This window comes from Arcobacter iocasae (genome assembly GCF_042214795.1).
GTDB lineage: Bacteria > Campylobacterota > Campylobacteria > Campylobacterales > Arcobacteraceae > Arcobacter > Arcobacter iocasae.
The window spans coordinates 2,969,613-2,988,079 of sequence record NZ_CP090177.1 but is presented as its reverse complement, the minus strand read 5'-3'; the positions used below and the strand labels follow the sequence as shown (position 1 = coordinate 2,988,079).

Annotated in this window: 19 protein-coding genes; 11 read left to right on the top strand and 8 right to left on the bottom strand. The window is 27.8% G+C overall.

Annotated elements, in window-relative coordinates; all coding sequences use genetic code 11:
- Window positions 1-2 precede the first annotated feature (2 nt).
- Window positions 3-728, top strand: coding sequence for a 3-deoxy-manno-octulosonate cytidylyltransferase (gene kdsB, locus LXN10_RS14850; RefSeq protein WP_375723762.1), 726 nt, complete (start codon window positions 3-5; stop codon window positions 726-728).
- Window positions 729-736: 8 nt separating this feature from the next.
- Window positions 737-1,987: a GGDEF domain-containing response regulator gene (locus LXN10_RS14845; RefSeq protein ID WP_375723761.1), complete on the top strand. Its 1,251-nt coding sequence runs from the start codon at window positions 737-739 to the stop codon at window positions 1,985-1,987.
- On the opposite strand, the gene lptB is transcribed toward LXN10_RS14845, so the two are convergent.
- From lptB to LXN10_RS14825, 4 genes are read right to left on the bottom strand one after another with little or no spacing between them, the layout of a single operon-like run.
- The gene (lptB, locus tag LXN10_RS14840) at window positions 1,984-2,706 is read right to left on the bottom strand and encodes an LPS export ABC transporter ATP-binding protein (protein ID WP_375723760.1); all 723 of its coding nucleotides are present in this window, start codon (window positions 2,704-2,706) and stop codon (window positions 1,984-1,986) included. The genes LXN10_RS14845 and lptB overlap by 4 nt on opposite strands.
- Window positions 2,699-3,118, bottom strand: coding sequence for a tRNA (adenosine(37)-N6)-threonylcarbamoyltransferase complex ATPase subunit type 1 TsaE (tsaE, locus tag LXN10_RS14835; protein WP_375723759.1), 420 nt, complete (start codon window positions 3,116-3,118; stop codon window positions 2,699-2,701). The genes lptB and tsaE overlap by 8 nt, the downstream gene beginning before the upstream one ends.
- A 7-nt stretch (window positions 3,119-3,125) precedes the next feature.
- A complete protein-coding gene (gene trpD, locus LXN10_RS14830; protein WP_375723758.1) occupies window positions 3,126-4,109 on the bottom strand; it encodes an anthranilate phosphoribosyltransferase in 984 nt (327 codons plus the stop codon).
- Window positions 4,102-4,365 (bottom strand): RNA-binding S4 domain-containing protein, encoded by a 264-nt coding sequence (locus LXN10_RS14825; RefSeq protein ID WP_129099220.1) that lies wholly within the window; start codon window positions 4,363-4,365, stop codon window positions 4,102-4,104. The genes trpD and LXN10_RS14825 overlap by 8 nt, the downstream gene beginning before the upstream one ends.
- A 67-nt stretch (window positions 4,366-4,432) precedes the next feature.
- Between LXN10_RS14825 and LXN10_RS14820 the strand changes: the two genes are divergently transcribed.
- From LXN10_RS14820 to LXN10_RS14780, 9 genes are all read left to right on the top strand, one after another.
- On the top strand, window positions 4,433-5,680 hold the full coding sequence (locus LXN10_RS14820) for an argininosuccinate synthase (RefSeq protein WP_375723757.1): 1,248 nt from the start codon (window positions 4,433-4,435) through the stop codon (window positions 5,678-5,680).
- 260 nt (window positions 5,681-5,940) lie between these two features.
- Window positions 5,941-7,035: a M20 family metallopeptidase gene (locus LXN10_RS14815; RefSeq protein ID WP_375723756.1), complete on the top strand. Its 1,095-nt coding sequence runs from the start codon at window positions 5,941-5,943 to the stop codon at window positions 7,033-7,035.
- An 8-nt stretch (window positions 7,036-7,043) separates the two neighbouring features.
- Window positions 7,044-7,958 (top strand): ATP-grasp domain-containing protein, encoded by a 915-nt coding sequence (locus LXN10_RS14810; protein ID WP_375725346.1) that lies wholly within the window; start codon window positions 7,044-7,046, stop codon window positions 7,956-7,958.
- Entirely contained in the window at window positions 7,955-9,451 is a 1,497-nt protein-coding gene (locus LXN10_RS14805) for a helix-hairpin-helix domain-containing protein (protein ID WP_375723755.1), read from the top strand. Before LXN10_RS14810 ends, LXN10_RS14805 begins: the two co-directional genes overlap by 4 nt.
- A 4-nt stretch (window positions 9,452-9,455) precedes the next feature.
- On the top strand, window positions 9,456-12,044 hold the full coding sequence (locus tag LXN10_RS14800; RefSeq protein ID WP_375723754.1) for a M14 family zinc carboxypeptidase: 2,589 nt from the start codon (window positions 9,456-9,458) through the stop codon (window positions 12,042-12,044).
- A 63-nt stretch (window positions 12,045-12,107) separates the two neighbouring features.
- On the top strand, window positions 12,108-12,608 hold the full coding sequence (locus LXN10_RS14795) for a gamma carbonic anhydrase family protein (RefSeq protein WP_375723753.1): 501 nt from the start codon (window positions 12,108-12,110) through the stop codon (window positions 12,606-12,608).
- Complete coding sequence (locus LXN10_RS14790) at window positions 12,595-13,188, top strand: Crp/Fnr family transcriptional regulator (RefSeq protein WP_375723752.1); 594 nt, start codon at window positions 12,595-12,597, stop codon at window positions 13,186-13,188. Before LXN10_RS14795 ends, LXN10_RS14790 begins: the two co-directional genes overlap by 14 nt.
- A 65-nt stretch (window positions 13,189-13,253) precedes the next feature.
- A complete protein-coding gene (locus tag LXN10_RS14785) occupies window positions 13,254-13,820 on the top strand; it encodes a GNAT family N-acetyltransferase (protein ID WP_375723751.1) in 567 nt (188 codons plus the stop codon).
- A complete protein-coding gene (locus LXN10_RS14780) occupies window positions 13,820-15,049 on the top strand; it encodes a DUF711 family protein (protein WP_375723750.1) in 1,230 nt (409 codons plus the stop codon). Before LXN10_RS14785 ends, LXN10_RS14780 begins: the two co-directional genes overlap by 1 nt.
- Here the strand turns inward: LXN10_RS14780 and LXN10_RS14775 are convergent.
- From LXN10_RS14775 to LXN10_RS14760, 4 genes are read right to left on the bottom strand one after another with little or no spacing between them, the layout of a single operon-like run.
- Complete coding sequence (locus tag LXN10_RS14775; RefSeq protein WP_375723749.1) at window positions 15,046-15,372, bottom strand: branched-chain amino acid transporter permease; 327 nt, start codon at window positions 15,370-15,372, stop codon at window positions 15,046-15,048. The genes LXN10_RS14780 and LXN10_RS14775 overlap by 4 nt on opposite strands.
- Window positions 15,362-16,051 (bottom strand): AzlC family ABC transporter permease, encoded by a 690-nt coding sequence (locus LXN10_RS14770; protein ID WP_375723748.1) that lies wholly within the window; start codon window positions 16,049-16,051, stop codon window positions 15,362-15,364. Before LXN10_RS14770 ends, LXN10_RS14775 begins: the two co-directional genes overlap by 11 nt.
- Before the next feature lie 30 nt (window positions 16,052-16,081).
- Window positions 16,082-17,002 (bottom strand): dUTP diphosphatase, encoded by a 921-nt coding sequence (locus LXN10_RS14765; RefSeq protein WP_375723747.1) that lies wholly within the window; start codon window positions 17,000-17,002, stop codon window positions 16,082-16,084.
- A 9-nt stretch (window positions 17,003-17,011) separates the two neighbouring features.
- Complete coding sequence (locus LXN10_RS14760) at window positions 17,012-18,460, bottom strand: sensor histidine kinase (protein WP_375723746.1); 1,449 nt, start codon at window positions 18,458-18,460, stop codon at window positions 17,012-17,014.
- Between the last annotated feature and the right edge of the window lie 7 nt (window positions 18,461-18,467).

Sequence of the window (18,467 nt, the reverse complement as noted above, 5' to 3'; positions counted from 1 at the left end):
ATATGATAATTATACCTGCAAGATTAAATTCTAGTAGATTTCAAAATAAAATCCTAGTTGATATACTAGGTTTACCTATGGTTATAAGAACTGCTAAACAAGTGAGTAGTCTAGATGATGTAACAATTGCTACAGATTCTGCTAATGTTATTGGCTTAGCAAAAGAGCATGGAATAAATGCTATTATGACTTCAAGCGAACATCAAAGTGGAACGGATAGAATAAATGAAGCAGCTAAAAAACTCAATTTAAAAGAAGATGATATTGTTATTAATGTTCAAGCTGATGAACCTTTTATAGAAGTTGATGTTATAAAAGCTGTTATTAATAGAGTAAAAGAAGTTAGAGATAATAAAGAAGATATTATGATTGTATCTTGCCATAAAAAGATATCTTCACAATTAGCAGATGACCCAAATCATGTAAAAGTATTACTAAATGATAAAGGAAATGCTACTTATTTTTCTAGAAGTAAAATCCCATATCATAGAGATCATTATGAACATGCTACTTATAATGGGCATTTAGGAATTTATGGATTTACAGTAAAAAGCTTAGATGAGTTTTGTAAACTTCCATCAGCGTTAACTGAAGGTATTGAAAAGCTTGAACAATTAAGAGCAATCTATCATGAAAAGAAGATTGCAATGGTTGAAGTACAATCTAAATCATTTGGTATTGATACAGAAGAAGATTTGAAAAATGCACTTAATATTTTTGCAAAATAGAAGGACCTATGAATAAAGATTTTTTTAAACAACTAAACATACTCTATGTGGAAGACCAAGAAGAAATTAGAAATTTTACTTCTAATATTTTAAATAGTATTGTAGGTAATTTAACAGTTTGTAGCGATGGAGAAGAAGGCCTTGAATCATTTAAAAATAATCCTGATATAGATTTGATTATTGCTGATATCAATATGCCTAAAATGAACGGTTTAGAGATGATAAAAAGAATTAATGAAATTAATTCAAATATCCCTAGTATTGTAACAACAGCACATACTGATTCAAGTTTTTATAAAAAATCTATTGAATTAGGTATTAATTCTTACTGCTTAAAACCTTTAGATTTATATGAATTAATAAAAAATATTACAAAATGTTTAGAACATAAGTTTTTAAAGAAAGAAATACATAGTAAAGAGTTCGATTTTGAGGACTCTACTATTGAGTTATTAAATAATCAAGATAGTTTAGTAGCCATATTAGAAGATGGAAAAATAGTTGCTAAAAATGATATCTTTTCAAAAAACTTCAAAGTATTTGATATAAATTTAGAAAAAATATTATTAGATAAAGAATTATTTCTTCCTAATAAAGAAGAGTTGAAAAATATTTCATGGTATGAATTTATTTCTAGTTTAGATAAAGAAAATGTATTAATTAAAATAAAAGTAGTTGATGTTACTAGGATTTTTAAATTAAATGTTACAAAAATAGAAAAAGAAAAAACTTATTTTCTAGTCTCTTTATTTGATATTACAAATTTAAATGAGAAATCAAATTTATTTGAATACAAATATAATCATGATTTGATAACAGGATTATACAATTTAAATAGATTTCATAAAATCTTTTCAATTGAATCAAAAAGAGTTAGAAGATATAGAAAAGATTTATCTTTAATAAAGCTAAGTGTACGAAATATAGATGAAAAAATTATCTCATATGAAGACTTTTTAAATGATATTAGCGAATTAATTAAAAATAATATAAGAGAACACGATATTTGTTTTAAATCTGAAGAATCATCTTTTTTAGTTTTATTACCTGAAACTGACTTAGATGGTGCGCTAAATGTATCTTATAAACTTGAAGACATTTTAAATACTATGCTTGTAAATAAGAAACTTCCTCAACATAGTTGTTTTGGAGTAGTTGAATTAAAAAATGATGATAATGAAGAGCTTATTTTACAAAGAGTAAGTTCTGCTTTAAATAAAGCACTTAAAAGTGAAGAAGAGAGAGTTTTTTACTTTTAAAAAGTAAAACTTTCTCCTAAGTAGTGTTCTCTTACGCTTACATCATTCCTAATCTCATCACTATTTCCAGCTGCTAAAAGTGCTCCACTTTTCATAACATATGCTCTATCACATATTTGAAGAGTTTCTCTTACATTATGATCTGTAATTAACACACCAATACCTCTAAGTGTCAATTGGTTGATAATTTCTTGAATATCTTTAACAGCAATTGGATCAACTCCAGCAAAAGGTTCATCAAGTAATAGGAAAACTGGTTTTGATACTAAAGCTCTTGCTATTTCTGTTCTTCTTCTCTCCCCACCTGACAAAGAGATTCCTTTTCTTTGTCTAATTGGTTCAATATTAAAAACTTCAAGTAACTCTTCTACTCTTTTAAATTGTTCAGCTTTATCACTTGTAACTATTTGAGCAGCAAGCATTAGATTGTCTTCTACGCTTAAGTCTTTGAAAATAGATGATTCTTGTGGTAAATACCCTATACCTTTTAATGCTCTTTTATGTAAAGGCAAATTTGTAATTTCTGTTTCATCTAAAAAAACTTTCCCAGAAGTTGGTTTTACAAGTCCACAAACAGTATAAAAAGTTGTAGTTTTACCTGCTCCATTTGGTCCTAATAAACCAACTATTTCTCCAGATTTAACTTCAAGTGAAATACCATGTAAAATTTGAGTTTTTTTAATGTTTTTAGTTATGTTTTCTATTCTTAATTTATGCATTAATTATATATCGCCTTTTATTTTCTAATTTTTCAATATCTATTTTAATAGTATGAAATCCATAAGAGTTAAGAAGTTCATTTAATCTATCATCTCCCCACTCTACAAAATGGATACCCTCTTTTTCAAATTCTTCTAATAAACCTAAAGATATAAACTCTTCTAAAGTCTTATTATAAACATCATAATGATAAATATTTTCACCATAAATTGTTTGAATTGAAAAAGTTGGTGATGTAACTAAGTCATCGATTTCTAAGAACTTTACATAGTTTTTTACTAAAGTAGTCTTACCACTTGCTAAGTCACCTCTTAATAAAACAATTGACTCTTTTTTATCAATTATTTTATCTAATTTATTAATGATTTTAATTAAATCATTTTCTTCTAAAACTAATTCTATTTTTTCCAAAATTATCCTATTTCATACTTTTAGAAAAATTAATGATTTGATCAAGTTTTTCTTTTGCTTTTCCCGAATTGATAGTTTCTCTTGCTATTTCAATACCTTCTTTTATATCTTTTGCTTTATCATCTATAAATAGTGCAGCTCCTGCATTAAGTAATACAATATCAAGTTTTGCACCACTTACTTTTCCTTCTAAGATATCTCTTGTGATTTGAGCATTTTCTTGAGCATCTCCACCTAAAATATCATCTTTTGAATACAATCCTAATCCAAAATCTCTAGGATCTATTATAAAATCATGTGTTCTTTGATCAATCAATGTAGTTGCATAAGTAACATCACTAATTGAAATTTCATCCATTCCATCTTTTGAACTAACAACCATAGCTCTTCTTGTATCTAAAAGACTTAGAGCTGTAATCATTCTATGGATATACTCATCACTAAAGACACCAATTAGTTGTTTTGATACTGTTGCTGGATTACTTAAAGGTCCCAAAATATTAAAAATAGTTCTATGTGGTATTGATTTTCGTATAGGCATTATAGTTTTCATTGCTGGATGATGATTTTGGGCAAACATAAATACAAAACCAGTATTTTCAAGCATTTTTACTTGATTATCAATATTTAAATTTAGATTTATACCAAGCTTTTCTAGCATATCAGCACTTCCTGACTTACTTGTAATACTTCTATTCCCATGCTTTGCTACTTTTGAACCACAAGCAACCAAAAGTAATGAAACTGTTGTTGAGATATTAAAACTATTTGATTTATCTCCACCTGTTCCACAATTGTCAATTAACTCATCTTTTAAAGAATAATCAACTGGTAAAGCAATAAGATGATCTCTCATAGCATCAGCAGCTGCTGCTATTTGTTCAGCGGTTTCTCCATCTTTATATAATTTAATTAAATACTCTCTAACTTCTTCCACTGGAAGTCTATTTTCAAATATATCATCAAATTTTAGTTTGTCTTTACTAAACATCATCTTTTCCTTTTAGTTTTTCTATATATTCTGTTTGTTTTGATTTTGGAGTTGATTTTGTTTGTGGAATTTGTAGTACTTTATACTCTTCTATATACTCTAAGTATTTAATTTCAATTAAATCCCCAACCTTAACTTCTTTTGCTTTTTTGACTGGCATACCATTTATATGAACTACTTTATGTTCAAGCATATCTTCAGCAACTGCTCTTCTTTTTGTAATATTAACTGCGTTTAAAAATTTATCTATTCTCATAAACAAGATTATAGCTAAGATAAGATAAAATAACTCCTTAAAATTACTATGATATAGGATATAATAAATGAGTAAAAAAGAAGTAAAAAAAGTAGTATTAGCCTATAGTGGTGGACTTGATACATCTACAATATTAAAATGGCTTCAAGATGAATATAATGCTGAAGTTATAACATTCACAGCTGATTTAGGTCAAGGTGAAGAGGTTGAACCAGCTAGAGTTAAAGCTTTAGCTTGTGGAATTAAGCCTGAAAATATATTTATACTAGATATCAAAGAAGAGTTTGTAAAAGATTATGTATTCCCTATGTTTAGAGCAAATGCAATTTATGAAGGTGAATATTTATTAGGTACTTCAATTGCAAGACCTTTAATCGCTAAAAAACAAATTGAAATAGCACATAAAATGGGTGCAGATGCAGTTTCTCACGGAGCTACAGGAAAAGGAAATGACCAAGTTAGATTTGAATTAGGTTATTTAGGACTTGATTCTGAAATTACAGTTATTGCTCCTTGGAGAGAGTGGGATTTAAATTCTAGAGAAAAACTATTAGCTTATGCTAAAAAGAATGGAATTGAAATAGATAAAAAACATCTTGATAAAGATGGAAATCCAGCTATTAGTCCATACTCTATGGATGCAAACCTTTTACATATCTCATATGAAGGTTTACATTTAGAAAATCCAAATAATGAACCAGAAGAATCAATGTGGTTATGGACTACTTCACCTGAAAAAGCTCCTGACCAAGCAGAATACATCACTATTGGATATAAAAATGGTGATCCAATATCAATTAATGGTGAAGAGTTATCTCCAGCAACATTACTTAAAAAATTAAATGACTATGGAAATAAACATGGTATAGGAAGACTTGATATTGTTGAAAATAGATATGTGGGTATGAAAGCAAGAGGTTGTTATGAAACTCCAGGTGGAACAATTATGCTTAAAGCTCATAGAGCAATCGAATCTATTTGTTTAGATAGAGAAGCTGCTCATTTAAAAGATGAAATGATGCCAAAATACGCAAAACTTATCTATCAAGGATATTGGTTCTCTCCTGAGAGAGAAATGCTTCAAGCAGCAATTGATGCAACTCAAGTAAATGTTGAAGGTACTGTAAAATTAAAACTTTACAAAGGTAGTGTAATGGTGGTAGGAAGAGAATCTGTTAACTCTTTATATTCAGAAGCTCACTCTACATTTGAAGAAGACGAAGTATATAATCAAAAAGATGCAGAAGGTTTTATTAGACTTAATGCTCTTAGATTTATTATTGCAGGTCAAAAAAACAAAAACAAAAATAAATAATTAAGTAAGGGTGGTTAAAAAATAAACACCCTTACTCCTCCTAAATATATATTCTATGCTATCATCTATAATGATAATTCACATAAAAACTATTATAAAACTTTAGGTTACAACTTTCTATTAATTTAATTTTAGATTATTTGTAACGAAAATGCTACTATATTACAGTAAGATAATATAAGGTATTTTATATATAATTATTTTATAATTAATGTATAACTTTTTATAGTAAATTATCTACATTAACTATATGGATGAACATGAACTATTTAAGCGATTTAATGACTATAATGAGTATAAACTCTTATACAAAAAATAAAGATGGCGTTGATAAAGTTGGTAAACTCATGTCAATATGGCTGGAAGATTTAGGCTTTCAAAAAAATAGTTACTCTCGTGAATTAATAGGTGATCACTTACTCTTTTTATCAAAGAAAAAAAATGGGACAAAAATTCTACTTTTAGGACATAATGATACCGTATTCCCTCCTGATACTTTTGAATCTGTTACAGAAGATGAAGATTGGATTTATGGTCCTGGTGCTTGTGATATGAAAGGTGGGAATATAGTTGCTCTTCAAGCACTTAGAAATATTTATAATCAAAATAATGAGATTTTTAATATAGATTTTTTACTTGTTTCTGATGAAGAGTCAGGAAGTGATGATTCTAAATTTTTAACTTCAGATATTGCAAAAAATTATGATTTGTGTTTTGTATTTGAAGCAGCGGGTGAAAATATGGAAGTTGTTACACAAAGAAAGGGTGTAGGAACTTTTACAATACATATTGAAGGTAAAGCTGCTCATGCGGGGAACCATTATAGTAAAGGCATAGATGCAAATCTTGAAGCTAGTTATAAACTACAAGAATTAGTAAAGCTAACAAATTTAGATTTAGAGACAACCGTGAATGTTGGTAAAATTAATGGTGGAATTGGAGCAAATACAATCTCACCAAAATGTGAGATTACATTAGAACTTAGATATACATTGAGTGATGAGAAAGAAAGAGTTTTAAATGCAATAGATAGGATTGTAAAGAAATCTTATGTACAGGGTAGTGTATCAACACTTATAGGCTCAATTCAAAGAGATGTAATGGAAGAAAACTCTAATCAACTAGAACTAATAAATACAATAGAAAAAATTGCAAATATTAAACAATTAACTGAAAAAAGAGGTGGTGTAAGTGATGCAAATATTGTTGCCTCCTGTGGAGTTACAACTTTAGATGGTTTTGGTCCATATGGAGATGGTGATCATACAGTAAAAGAAAGAGCTTTGAAAAGTAGTTTTCAAACTAGAATTGATTTAATGACTAAAATTTTAGCTCATTTTCAAAATAATGATTAAAGGGGATTATTATGAATAGAAAAATAGGTATGTGGCTTTATCAAAATGGTGGTGGAAATATTATAGAAGGAAAAATGATAGAAAAATTAAAAGAGAGAAATATTGAAACAATTCCTAATTTGAATTTACGAAATGCTATTGCAAAGAATGGTCATATTATTTATGATAAAATGAAATTAGATAAACTTGACTTGTTTTTTTCTTATAATGCGGGGGAACAGACTCAATACCAAATGTATTTATATAAAGCCTTAAATAGAGTTATTCCTATGATTAATAATTATGATTCTTTTGAACTAACAGAAGATAAGTTTCATACAGCATTTTGGCTAAGAACAAACGGTGTAAAAACTGCAGATTATAAACTTTGTCATAGGGATGATACTCATCATTTAAATATTATTATGAAGAAATGGTCAAAAATGGTCTATAAACCTACTGATGGTTGGGGTGGAGTTGGTCTTACTAAAATAGAAAATGAAGAAACATTAGATATGCTTATTCCTTTTTTAAATCAAATGGATTTAAGATATTTTTATGTTGAAAAATTTATTGATTATGATAATACTGATTATAGAGTTGATATTGTTGATGGTCAATTTGTAGGGTGTTATGGTAGAAAAGCAGGAGGAAGTGACTGGAGAACAAATGTTACAAGTGGTGGAAGTGTATTTTTAAGGGAACCAAATGATGATGTAATCAATTTGGCACTAAAAGCAACTAAAATTACAGGACTTGATATTGCAGGTGTTGATATTATTTATGATAGAAAAAAGGAAGAATTTATTGTTTTAGAAGTAAATGGAATACCTGCTTTTGCAACGCCAGAACAAGAAAAGATGGGTTTAGATTTTAATGACAAAAAAATAGACTTGATTGTAGATTTAATTGATAGAAAAACTAAAAAAGGGGATAAGAAATGAAAAAACTGCCAAAGATAGGATTCTTATATTTAGATTATGTAATGAGATTTTTTGATAAGTCAAACTTTAAAGGATGGCCAGATAAAATAGAAACTGTTACATATCATTGGAAAAATGACAAAGCAAGATTTATAAAAGAGATTAAAAGAAAAAAAATTGAAGTTTTAATAGGAAATATTCCTGCAACTGCATATGAGACATTTGTCGAAATATCAAAAGAGCTTCCGAATGTAAGATTTGTACCCTCGATTGAAACACAGTTTTCAAATAAATCAAAAGAGAATGTAACTCTATTTTGTAAGAAATTTAATATTTCAATTCCCAAAACAAAAATATATTATGATAAAGATAAAGGGTATGATTATCTAAAAAATAAAGCTACTTACCCACAAATTATAAAAAGAAGTTATGGAGCATCTAATTATGGTGGTTATTATGTTCACAAAGCTGATAGTTACAAAGAAGCAAAAAAACTTTTGGATGAAAAAAAATATACTCCAATTTATACTCAAAATGCAATTGATTTAAAAGATTCAGGGGACATTAGAGTAATGCTTATAGGACACAAACCTATTTGTGCTTTTTGGAGATATTCGGGTGCTGGGGAATGGATTACAAATACCTCACAAGGAGGTTCAATGTCTTATGAAAATATTCCTATGAATGCCCTAGAACTTGCTGTAAAAGCTAGTAAAGCTGCAAAAGCAGAGTATTGGGCTTGTGATATTGCTATTTGTGCTAAAACAGGAAAAGCATATATCTTAGAGTGTGCAACTGCTTTTGCAGCTTTTCCATATATTAGAGACTGGATTTGTCAATACTTGATGTGGGATTTTTCTATGGGAAGATTTAAAAAACCTCATGTTCCAATGTTCTCTTGGGAAGAGTTAGGGAAAATAGACTCTTCATTACTTAGAACTATGAGACACATAGGGTTTAGTAAATATAAACCTAGTTTTGATGGAGAGTATTTTTTAAATGATACAAAAGATTTTGATATGGCATTAACTGAAATTAGTAATAGTAATGATATTCCAGATTCAATTGCACCAAAAGATATAGAAAAAACCTATAAAAAACAAGCAAGTACTGTTACTGAATTTGAAAAGAAAAAAATCAATTTAAATGAAGCTAGTTTGACTGATTTAATGTCTTTATATGGTATGGATGAAGAGTTGGCTATTGAAATAAAAGAGTATCTTGATGAGAATATTATTACTGATAGTTCTGATTTATTTGAATTAGAATCAATAGATGCACAAATGTTAAAAGCTTGGGATGAAAATATTGATGATATGAGAATCGATATAAATTTTGCTACTATTGAAGTTCTAAAAAAAATAAAAGGTATTGGTCCCAAATTAGCAAAAATTATTATCGATTATAGAAAAAAAGTAACAAAGTTAAAAGATATAAATGAATTAAAAGAGATAGAAGGTATTGGGAAAAATAAGTTTAGTCAATTGAAGGCTAGATTAAAAATAGGAGAATAATTTATTGAAAAGATTATACAGATCATACGATGCTTCAACAACAATTTTCAAAGAATTGGAAGCGAAATATCCAGAATATTTCAAAATAGAATCTATTGGTCAAACTTGGGAAAAAAGAGATATTAATTTAATAACAATATCAAAAAATATTGAAACAGCAAATAATAAACCTGCCCTATTTTATACAGGGACAATCCATGCTAGGGAGTGGATTGGACATGAGTTAGCTATAGAGTTTGCAACTTATGTATTAAAAAATCTAGAAACTGACCCTACTTTACAAACATATTTAAATGAAAGTACTATTTATATGGTACCTTGTGCTAACCCTGATGGTTATGAATATTCAAGAAATCATTTCTCTTTTTGGAGAAAAAATAGAAGACAAAATTTAGATGGAACATATGGAGTTGACTTAAATAGAAACTTTCCTATAGGATTTGTAAAGTCTACAAATACTGCATCAAATGTATATGGAGGTCCTGAACCTTTTAGTGAGCCTGAAACTCAAAGTTTAAGAGACTTTGTTTTAGCCCACACAAATATCACTATTGCTTTAGATTACCATAGTCAAGGTAATGTTTTCTTTCCTGCGCATGATTTTAGACATGAAGATACAATTGATACAATTGATATGAATACTTTGTGTGCAAATATGGCAGAGGAAATCAGAAAGATATCAGGACGAGAATATGGGATACATCAAGGTAAACCTCCTGCAAAATTAATATCAGGAAGTGGAAGAGAATTTTATTATTCACAAGGAATACTTTCGTCAGTTGTGGAAGTAGGAACTAGAAATATTAGTGATTATATGGAAGATATGAATGAAAATATAAGAGAGCATATTCCAGCACTAATATATGCATTAAAAGAAGTAGATAATTATGCCAAAGCTTCTTTAATGAATAGAGTGGATAGTTTTGAAGCTAGTGAAATTGGTTCAAATCATGTAACATTAAAATGGGATTATCAATTAAATAAGAATATCTATTTTGAAATATTTAGAAGCCAAAAAGATAAACAGTTTTGTAACTCTTCTAACTTAATTGCAAAAACCCAAGCTTTAGAGTTTAGTGATATAAATCTAGCTTCAAATAGAGATTATTATTACAATATTAGAGTTGTAAATAAAAAAACAAATCAAAAGTCACCTTTTTATCCTCAAATTAAAATTAGAACTTTAGTTGAGTATGATGAATATAGTAGAACTTTTTATGCCAATGCAAAAGGTACTGGTTATGTGGCAGAGAACTTAAATAATAATCCTAAACATTTTGGTGTAAATTCTTTATTTGTAGGAATTGATGAAAATAAAGGTATTTCATATGCTATTATTTCCATAAATGTAAAATCACTTCCTCAAAATGCACTTATAAAATTAGCTTCATTTAATCTATATCCAATAAACAGAGTTTCAACTACAATTGAAAAGTATGGTGAATGGAATGTAGGACTTGTTAATCAAGATACAATGGGTGATATTACAGATTTTGAAGATGTAAATAATATGGAGATAATTAGATATATTGGTCGCCCTACTGAGTCCCATCAGCTGACACAAGGTATTTGGAGAAATTGGCATTTATCAGGTTTAGAGTGTGATGATTTAAAAAAATCTATAAAAGATGATACTATTATCTTAAGAGTTGAAGGTCCAAAAGAGTTAAGGGTTGGACGAAGTAAACAGATGATGCAATGGGACATTGGGTATGGAAAGTTTGGTTTTGGGTTAACATATAGACCAAGACTTGAATTAACTTATACAATTGAACCAACTAGCATAGCTTTATTTCCTAAATCTATTTATACAGTAAGTAAAAATGAAGTATTAGAAAATGTGATTACTCCCGGTTTTGATGAAAAAGGAAATAAAATATATTCTACTTTTCAATTTAATCTTTCATCCCTTCCTCCTTATAATGATACTATGATTACTAAAGCTTATTTTGAATTAAACTCTACAAAAGTTTATATCAAAGATGATATTAGATTCCATTTGGAGTTCGTAGATGATAATATCAATAAAAGTTACAAAGATATTACTTCTAGAGAAGTTATTCAAAATATTGGTTATGATGTAAGTGCAACTGAACTTAAAAACAATCAAACCCAATATTTTATGTTTGATTCATTTTCTGAAATTACTTTAAATGAGAAGTTAAAAACTAAATCAGATATCTCTTTTGTATTAAAACCAACATCTGCATTTAAAGTATTAAAAGATAAGACTGTTTCATGGGAAGCTAGTAATAATAGTACTTTGTGTCCAAAACTTATTATTGAATATATACCAAAAAGAAGATTCCCTGTTGAAAAAGTAACAAATGCACAATTAGTAATAGAAAATGGTAAAGTAAAAGTTACTTGGAATAATCCAAAAGATGCCGATTTTGTAGGAGCAAAAGTTATTAAAAATCCTTTTAGAAAACCTTTATCTGCACAAGATGGACAAAAACTTTATGCAGGTGTAGATGAGTATACTTTAGATGATTTTGGTGCAACAGATATTGATAAATATTATGCAATATTTACTTATGATGATGTACCAAACTACTCTCAACCAGTTATTTTAGAATATAAAGCTAAGTAAATTTTTATTTAGCTTTTACTTTCTATAGATATAATAAATTAAAATTATCTATAGGGTATAAATATGATATTAAAGTTTAAAGAGTTCTATCCAACAATTGCCAAAAGTGCTTGGATAGCTCCAAGTGCAGATTTAATTGGAAATATAAGTATTGATGAAGACTCATCAGTTTGGTTTGGCTGTGTAATTCGAGCAGATGTAAATGAAGTAAAAATTGGTAAAAAAACAAATATCCAAGATCTATCATGTATTCATACTGATGTTGATACAAAAACAATAATTGGGAATAATGTAACTATTGGACATAAAGTTATGCTTCATGGTTGTACTATTGAAGATAATTGTCTTATAGGAATGAGTGCTACAGTATTAGACAATGCAATAATTGGAGCAGGAAGCATAGTAGGAGCAAATTCTCTTGTAACTTCAGGAAAAGTATTTCCTCCAAGAAGTTTGATTATGGGAAGCCCTGCAAAAGTAGTAAAAGAGTTAACAAAAGAAGATGTTGACAAGTTGATTAAACATGCAGCTCATTATGTAGAGTATAAAAATGACTATAGATAAACAACTTGATATCTTATACCCAATACTTAATAATATCTCTTCTATTTCTAAAGAGAATTGGGAATTAGCAAAGCCCTATTTTAAAACAAAGAGATTAAAGAGAGGAGAACATCTTTTTTATATAGATGATGAAGTAAATGACTTTTATTTTTTGATTGAAGGCTTAGCTAGATATTATTATCTTACAGAAGATGGAAAAGAATTCAATAAATCTTTTGCAGAGAAACAAGGACATCTTTTAAGTAGTATAGCTTCAGTATCACATGGAATACCTTCTCCTTTTAGTGTAGAAGTGTTAAGTGATTTTACAACTTTATATATACCATATAAAAAGCTTTTAGACCTTGGCATTGAATATAAACAATGGAATGATTTACTTTTAAGAATTTATGAAAATCTTGTGATTAAAAAAGAGAGACGAGAAGCTGATTTTTTACTTTTAAATGCAAGAGAGCGTTATGAGAAGTTTTTAAGTGATTATTCTATGATTGAAGATGCTGTTCCAAACTATCATATTGCTTCTTATTTGGGTATTACTGATGTTGCCCTATCAAGAATTAGAAAAGAGATGAAAAATTAACATAGGTTAATGAAAATATTTTTTTTTGATTGTATACTTACACTATTAATTTTATGGAGAAGAAAATGCAATTAAAAATAGCAGAAATTAAAGATATAGAAAATATTTTAAAACTACATTCAAAATACCAATTAGCAACTATAGCAGAAGATGATAAAAAAGATGGCTTTGTAACTACAGGATTTTCAAAAGAAGAACTTACAGCACTTATTGAACAAGAGCAAGGCTTATTTATAGCAGTTGAAGATGATAAAGTTTTAGGATATGTTATGTCAGCTTCATGGCAGTTTTGGTCAAAATGGCCAATGTTTGTTCATATGATAAAAGATTTACCAAAACTTAACTATTTAGGACAAACTTTAACAGTAAACAATTCTTATCAATATGGACCTGTGTGTATTGATAAAAGTGTTAGAGGAAGTGGACTTTTAGAAAAACTTTTTGATTTTGCTTTAGAATCTATGTCTAAAAGATACCCTATTTTAGTAACTTTTGTAAATGTAATCAATGAGCGTTCTTATGCAGCCCATAAAAGAAAACTAGGACTTGATGTTATTCAAGAGTTTGAATTTAATAATAACAGATACTATGAAATGGTTTTTGATACATCAAAAAGAGTTTTAGTAAAATAATGAATGGCAATTTAAAAAATAAAGATTTATGTAAAATAAGAACAATAACCTCTTTTTTAACTCTTACAAAAGATAAATCAACTTGGGAAGATAAAATCAAAAAAGCTGCCCTATTTGGGGGAGATTTATCAAAAGAGTTTAACCAAAATGGATATACAGTTCAGAGTATAAGAATAGTAACAAATGCTTTTGGAGAGTATCTTAATACATCAACTTTAGAAAATGCTATTAAAGATATGCAGTATTTATCTGATTTATTAAAAAGTGATTCTATGCCAGATATTAGAATACGATTTGCAATAGGTGAAGCAAAAACTTCAAATGAAATACAAATGTTGCCAATACTAGTCCAAAAATTTGGAGACTTATGTAATGTTTGTGTTAATATTGGAGTTGATGATTTGGGAATTCCAGATGCAGTTAAGACCTTGGAATGTGCAAAAGTAGTCAAAGAAATAGCTAAAATAACACCAAATGGTGAAGGTAATTTTAACTTTACTATAAATTATAATTGTAAACCATTAATCCCCTACTTTCCAGCTTCTTATCATAATAGTAGCGATGAAGATTGTTTTGCTTTAGGACTTGAAACTCCTGATTTATTGGTGGAGGCTTTAAAAAGTCTAACTGAAGAAAAAGACCATAATAAAAAATGGCAAAATTCATATGAAATCATGAGTAATTCTTTACAATATCATATAAATGATGTTTTAAAAATTCTTAATAACTTTAAACATGACTTTAAAAGAAAATTTGCAGGAATTGATACATCAGCTGCTCCTTCTAAAAACTGTTCATCTATGGTAGATGTGTATAAACTTTTGGGTGTTCCATACTTTGGAGCTTCTGGTACTATTGAAGCTTCAGCACTTTTAACAAAAGTATTTAAAAGTCAAAAAGGCTGTGAGCTTATTGGTTTTTCTGGACTAATGTTAGCAGTTGTTGAAGATGAAGGCTTGGCACTTGCCACAAAAAATAATGAGTTTGAGATACGCTCACTTCTTACGTATTCATCTGTTTGTGGAATAGGCCTTGATACTGTTCCGATTGTTGGAGATACTAGCATTGAAAAGATTGCTGATATTTGTAGAGATACAGGAACAATGGCATTTAGATTAAATAAACCATTAACTGTAAGATTATTTCCCGTTCCAGGATTAAAAGCTGGAGATATTACAAAATTTGAAAGTGATGACTTGTGTAATAGTGCAGTTTTATTAGTACCTTAAAAGATAAAAAACTGCACAAGTCCCATATAAAAAAGAGTTCCTAATATAATTGACACCAAATAATTATTAAATTTTAGGTGTAAAAATATTGTAAACCCTATGGCTAGAAGTTCTTTTAACCCATAAGGAGCTGATTTAAAATCTACACTTGTAAGTGTATAAAATATCAAAATAGTCATAATTATTGGTGGAAAGTTTTTCTCAATAAACACAACCCAAGCTGGTGGTTCGTGTTTTACAAAAAATAAAAAAGGAAATACTCTTGTAATATAATTTGCTATTGCCATTACTGCTATTGCTAAATATATTTCATTACTTGTCATTATTTAGCCTTTTTCTAAGAATAAACATACCTAGCAAAGAACAAACAATGGCAAATATAAGCATATTGTTTATTGGCACTAAAATAATTGCCAAAATAGAAGTAACAGCTCCAATTACAAAAGGTGTAATATTTTTATTTGTTTTATATTGCTCAATAGCTAAGATAACAAAAAGTGCTGTTAATGAAAAATCTAAACCTTTGGTATCAAAAGATATATTTGTTCCAAAAACAGCTCCCAAGAGTGTCCCTATTACCCAATAAAATTGATTAAGCCCGCACAAATAAAAGTAATAATATTTTTTCTTTAATTGTTCATCATCTTTTATACTTGTAAGTAAAGCATAGGTTTCATCAGTAAGTCCAAATATTAAATAAGGTTTGAGTTTTCCTGATTTTTTGAACTTTTTAAGCATTGATAAGCCATAAAAAGATTGTCTTATGTTTACAAAAATAGAAGTAATAAAGATATCAAGCAATCCTAATTTTGAACTAAAAAAACCAATAGCTAAAAACTGCAATGCCCCTGCATAAATAAATACAGACATTAAAAGTGCTAAATACCAAGGATAATTTAAACTAGTTATTAATAATCCAAAGGCAAATCCAAGTACACAATAGCCCATCATAACAGGAATTGATACTTTAAGTGCTGTTTTAAATTCTTTTGATTTAATCATTATTTGTTTTACTGTAAAGAGAATATCTCTTTACAGTTTTGAATAAGCTTCTGTTAGTTTTGTATATAAAAGATTAAAGTCAATATTTTCATACTCTTCTAATATTGATACCATAATTACATTATCTTCTTTTCCATTCCATTCTTTGATATATGTTCCTTCTTTATAACCATTATCTTGTCTAAATTTATTTAAACAGTTTTTACCAATATAAAGTTTTTGTAACCAAGTAAATGATAATCCAGAGATTTTACAACATCTAAAATATTGGTCAATAAATCGCTCTATTCCAGAAAAAGATGGCATATTGCCTGTTTGGATTGCAAACGCGATATAAGAAAGTTTTTCAGATTCTTTTACCATAAGTTTAACATCTACTTCACTATTTGCTTCATAAATACAATGAGTATTTACCAATGATACGGCTTTTGGAATATTTGTTTCTTGTAAAATATAAGACATTAAAAAGTGCCAAATATCTACTAGTTCAACATGGATATTATTCATATCCGGTGCTGCATTGATATTTTTCCAGTGTTTCCACGGAGTTGATTCAATTAGTTCAGAAACTTCCATATGAATACATCTTAACCAATTAATCTCTTTACCATATTTGTTAGTTCCTAATTCCCAGTTATTACCATTTGTTGAGTCATTTAACTCTTTTTGTAATAAAAACATCTCTTCTAATTTATGGGGAAAACTAGATGCTTCTTCTAATAAAGTTGCAAGAGGTAAACACTCTTCTACTAAAGTATCTAAACTAGTACTTTCTGGCAGTTTTTCTTCACCCTTTAATAAATGAACAATAAAAGAGATTGTGTAAGGTACTTCATCCTTCTCTTCCCACTTTAAAATTTCTGATGTTGTAACACCTATATATTTTGCAAAATCTTCAATAGTATAAAATCCTAAAGATTTTGTAGCAATTTTTAAATCCTCATATAACAATATTAACTCCTATTCCTTTGGTAATTCAATTTTAAATAATGCACCATCTGAACCATTCTTAACACTTAATTTCCCTAAGCTATGGTCTTCAATAATAATTTTACTCATATACAATCCAAGACCGGTACCTTTTTCATCATTCTTAGTTGTATAGTATGAATCAAAAACTTTTTTTAGATCTTCTTTAGGTATTCCGCCTGCATTATCTTCGATTTCAATTATTACATAATTTTCGTTAAAATCACATCTAATTGTTATTTTCTTTGATTGTATATTTCTTTCTAAAAGTACATCAATAGAATTCTTAATAATATTAATTAGTACTTGAATTAGATTGTTTTCAATTATATTTATTTCATAGTCTTTTTTTATATCTAACTCAAAGTCAATATTATTTATAGTCAAGACATAGTGCAAAAACTTTATTGCTTTTTCTATAATAGCACTAGGTTTTGAAATAACACTACTACTTTCTGGTTTGAAAAAGTTTCTAAAATCATCAATTGTTCTTGACATATAAGATAATTGAATATCTATATCTTTAACTGCTTTCTCTAAGATTTCATTATTAACATGTCCATCTGTTGCTTTTGTTATAATTAACTTTTGTGCTAGTATTGAAACAGTTTGTAAAGGTTGTCGCCATTGGTGTGCTATCATAGATATTAATTCACCCATAGCTGCTGTTTTTGATTGTTCTAAAAAGGCTTTTTTCTGTTTTTCTAAATTCTTTTTATAAGTTATATCTTTAAAAATAAGTGTGATTGTATCTTCTTTTTTCTCAGATTTTATATTTGCCCAAAAAACTGTTTTATCACATTTTTGGACTTCTATCTCATCGCTAAAAGTCCTATTTTTTAGTATCTCTTTTAAAAAATTTTGAGCATTTTTCTTATACATTATTAAATCTAAAATATTAAGTTCTGAGCTTTTTTTATCTTTATATAAAAAAAGTTCATCAAAACTTTTACTTGACTCTATAGCTTTCCCATCAAAAGAGATATCAATTAAAGGTAAATTTTCATCTAAAAGAGTTAATAAATAATTTATTCTTTTTGTGTCTTCTATCTTTACTTCTACTTTTTCATTAGTATTATCTTCATTAAGTAAATATATATAAAAGTAATCAAATATTTCATCTATCGTTTTTCTAAAAATATAATCATCAAGTTTTTGATTTTTCATATGTAGATATATAGAGTTTTTAAAACTTCTTAATATCAAAAAATAATCATTTTTAGTAAATTTGAAATTTGAAAGGAAGGAGAGAGTGTTTTTTTCATCTTTAAGATTTAAAATAATATTTTCAAGGGTTTTTGTTAAAAGTTTTTTTATAAAATCATCAATGCTGATTTCATATTTATCAAGAATATTTAAAATTTCTTCATTAGCAAGTACATATCTAAAAATCTTTATTTTGTTAATTTCTAAATATAGTATATGCTCTTTAAATGACAATAAAATT

Excerpts from the sequence above, each read along its gene's own strand:
- LXN10_RS14805 (WP_375723755.1), top strand. The coding sequence starts at position 7,955 with ATGAAAAAACTGCCAAAGATAGGATTCTTATATTTAGATTATGTAATG.
- lptB (WP_375723760.1), bottom strand. The coding sequence starts at position 2,706 with ATGCATAAATTAAGAATAGAAAACATAACTAAAAACATTAAAAAAACT.
- LXN10_RS14820 (WP_375723757.1), top strand. The coding sequence starts at position 4,433 with ATGAGTAAAAAAGAAGTAAAAAAAGTAGTATTAGCCTATAGTGGTGGA.
- LXN10_RS14825 (WP_129099220.1), bottom strand. The coding sequence starts at position 4,365 with ATGAGAATAGATAAATTTTTAAACGCAGTTAATATTACAAAAAGAAGA.
- LXN10_RS14845 (WP_375723761.1), top strand. The coding sequence starts at position 737 with ATGAATAAAGATTTTTTTAAACAACTAAACATACTCTATGTGGAAGAC.
- LXN10_RS14780 (WP_375723750.1), top strand. The coding sequence starts at position 13,820 with ATGAATGGCAATTTAAAAAATAAAGATTTATGTAAAATAAGAACAATA.
- trpD (WP_375723758.1), bottom strand. The coding sequence starts at position 4,109 with ATGTTTAGTAAAGACAAACTAAAATTTGATGATATATTTGAAAATAGA.
- LXN10_RS14785 (WP_375723751.1), top strand. The coding sequence starts at position 13,254 with ATGCAATTAAAAATAGCAGAAATTAAAGATATAGAAAATATTTTAAAA.
- LXN10_RS14770 (WP_375723748.1), bottom strand. The coding sequence starts at position 16,051 with ATGATTAAATCAAAAGAATTTAAAACAGCACTTAAAGTATCAATTCCT.
- kdsB (WP_375723762.1), top strand. The coding sequence starts at position 3 with ATGATAATTATACCTGCAAGATTAAATTCTAGTAGATTTCAAAATAAA.
- LXN10_RS14795 (WP_375723753.1), top strand. The coding sequence starts at position 12,108 with ATGATATTAAAGTTTAAAGAGTTCTATCCAACAATTGCCAAAAGTGCT.
- LXN10_RS14790 (WP_375723752.1), top strand. The coding sequence starts at position 12,595 with ATGACTATAGATAAACAACTTGATATCTTATACCCAATACTTAATAAT.
- LXN10_RS14815 (WP_375723756.1), top strand. The coding sequence starts at position 5,941 with ATGAACTATTTAAGCGATTTAATGACTATAATGAGTATAAACTCTTAT.
- LXN10_RS14775 (WP_375723749.1), bottom strand. The coding sequence starts at position 15,372 with ATGACAAGTAATGAAATATATTTAGCAATAGCAGTAATGGCAATAGCA.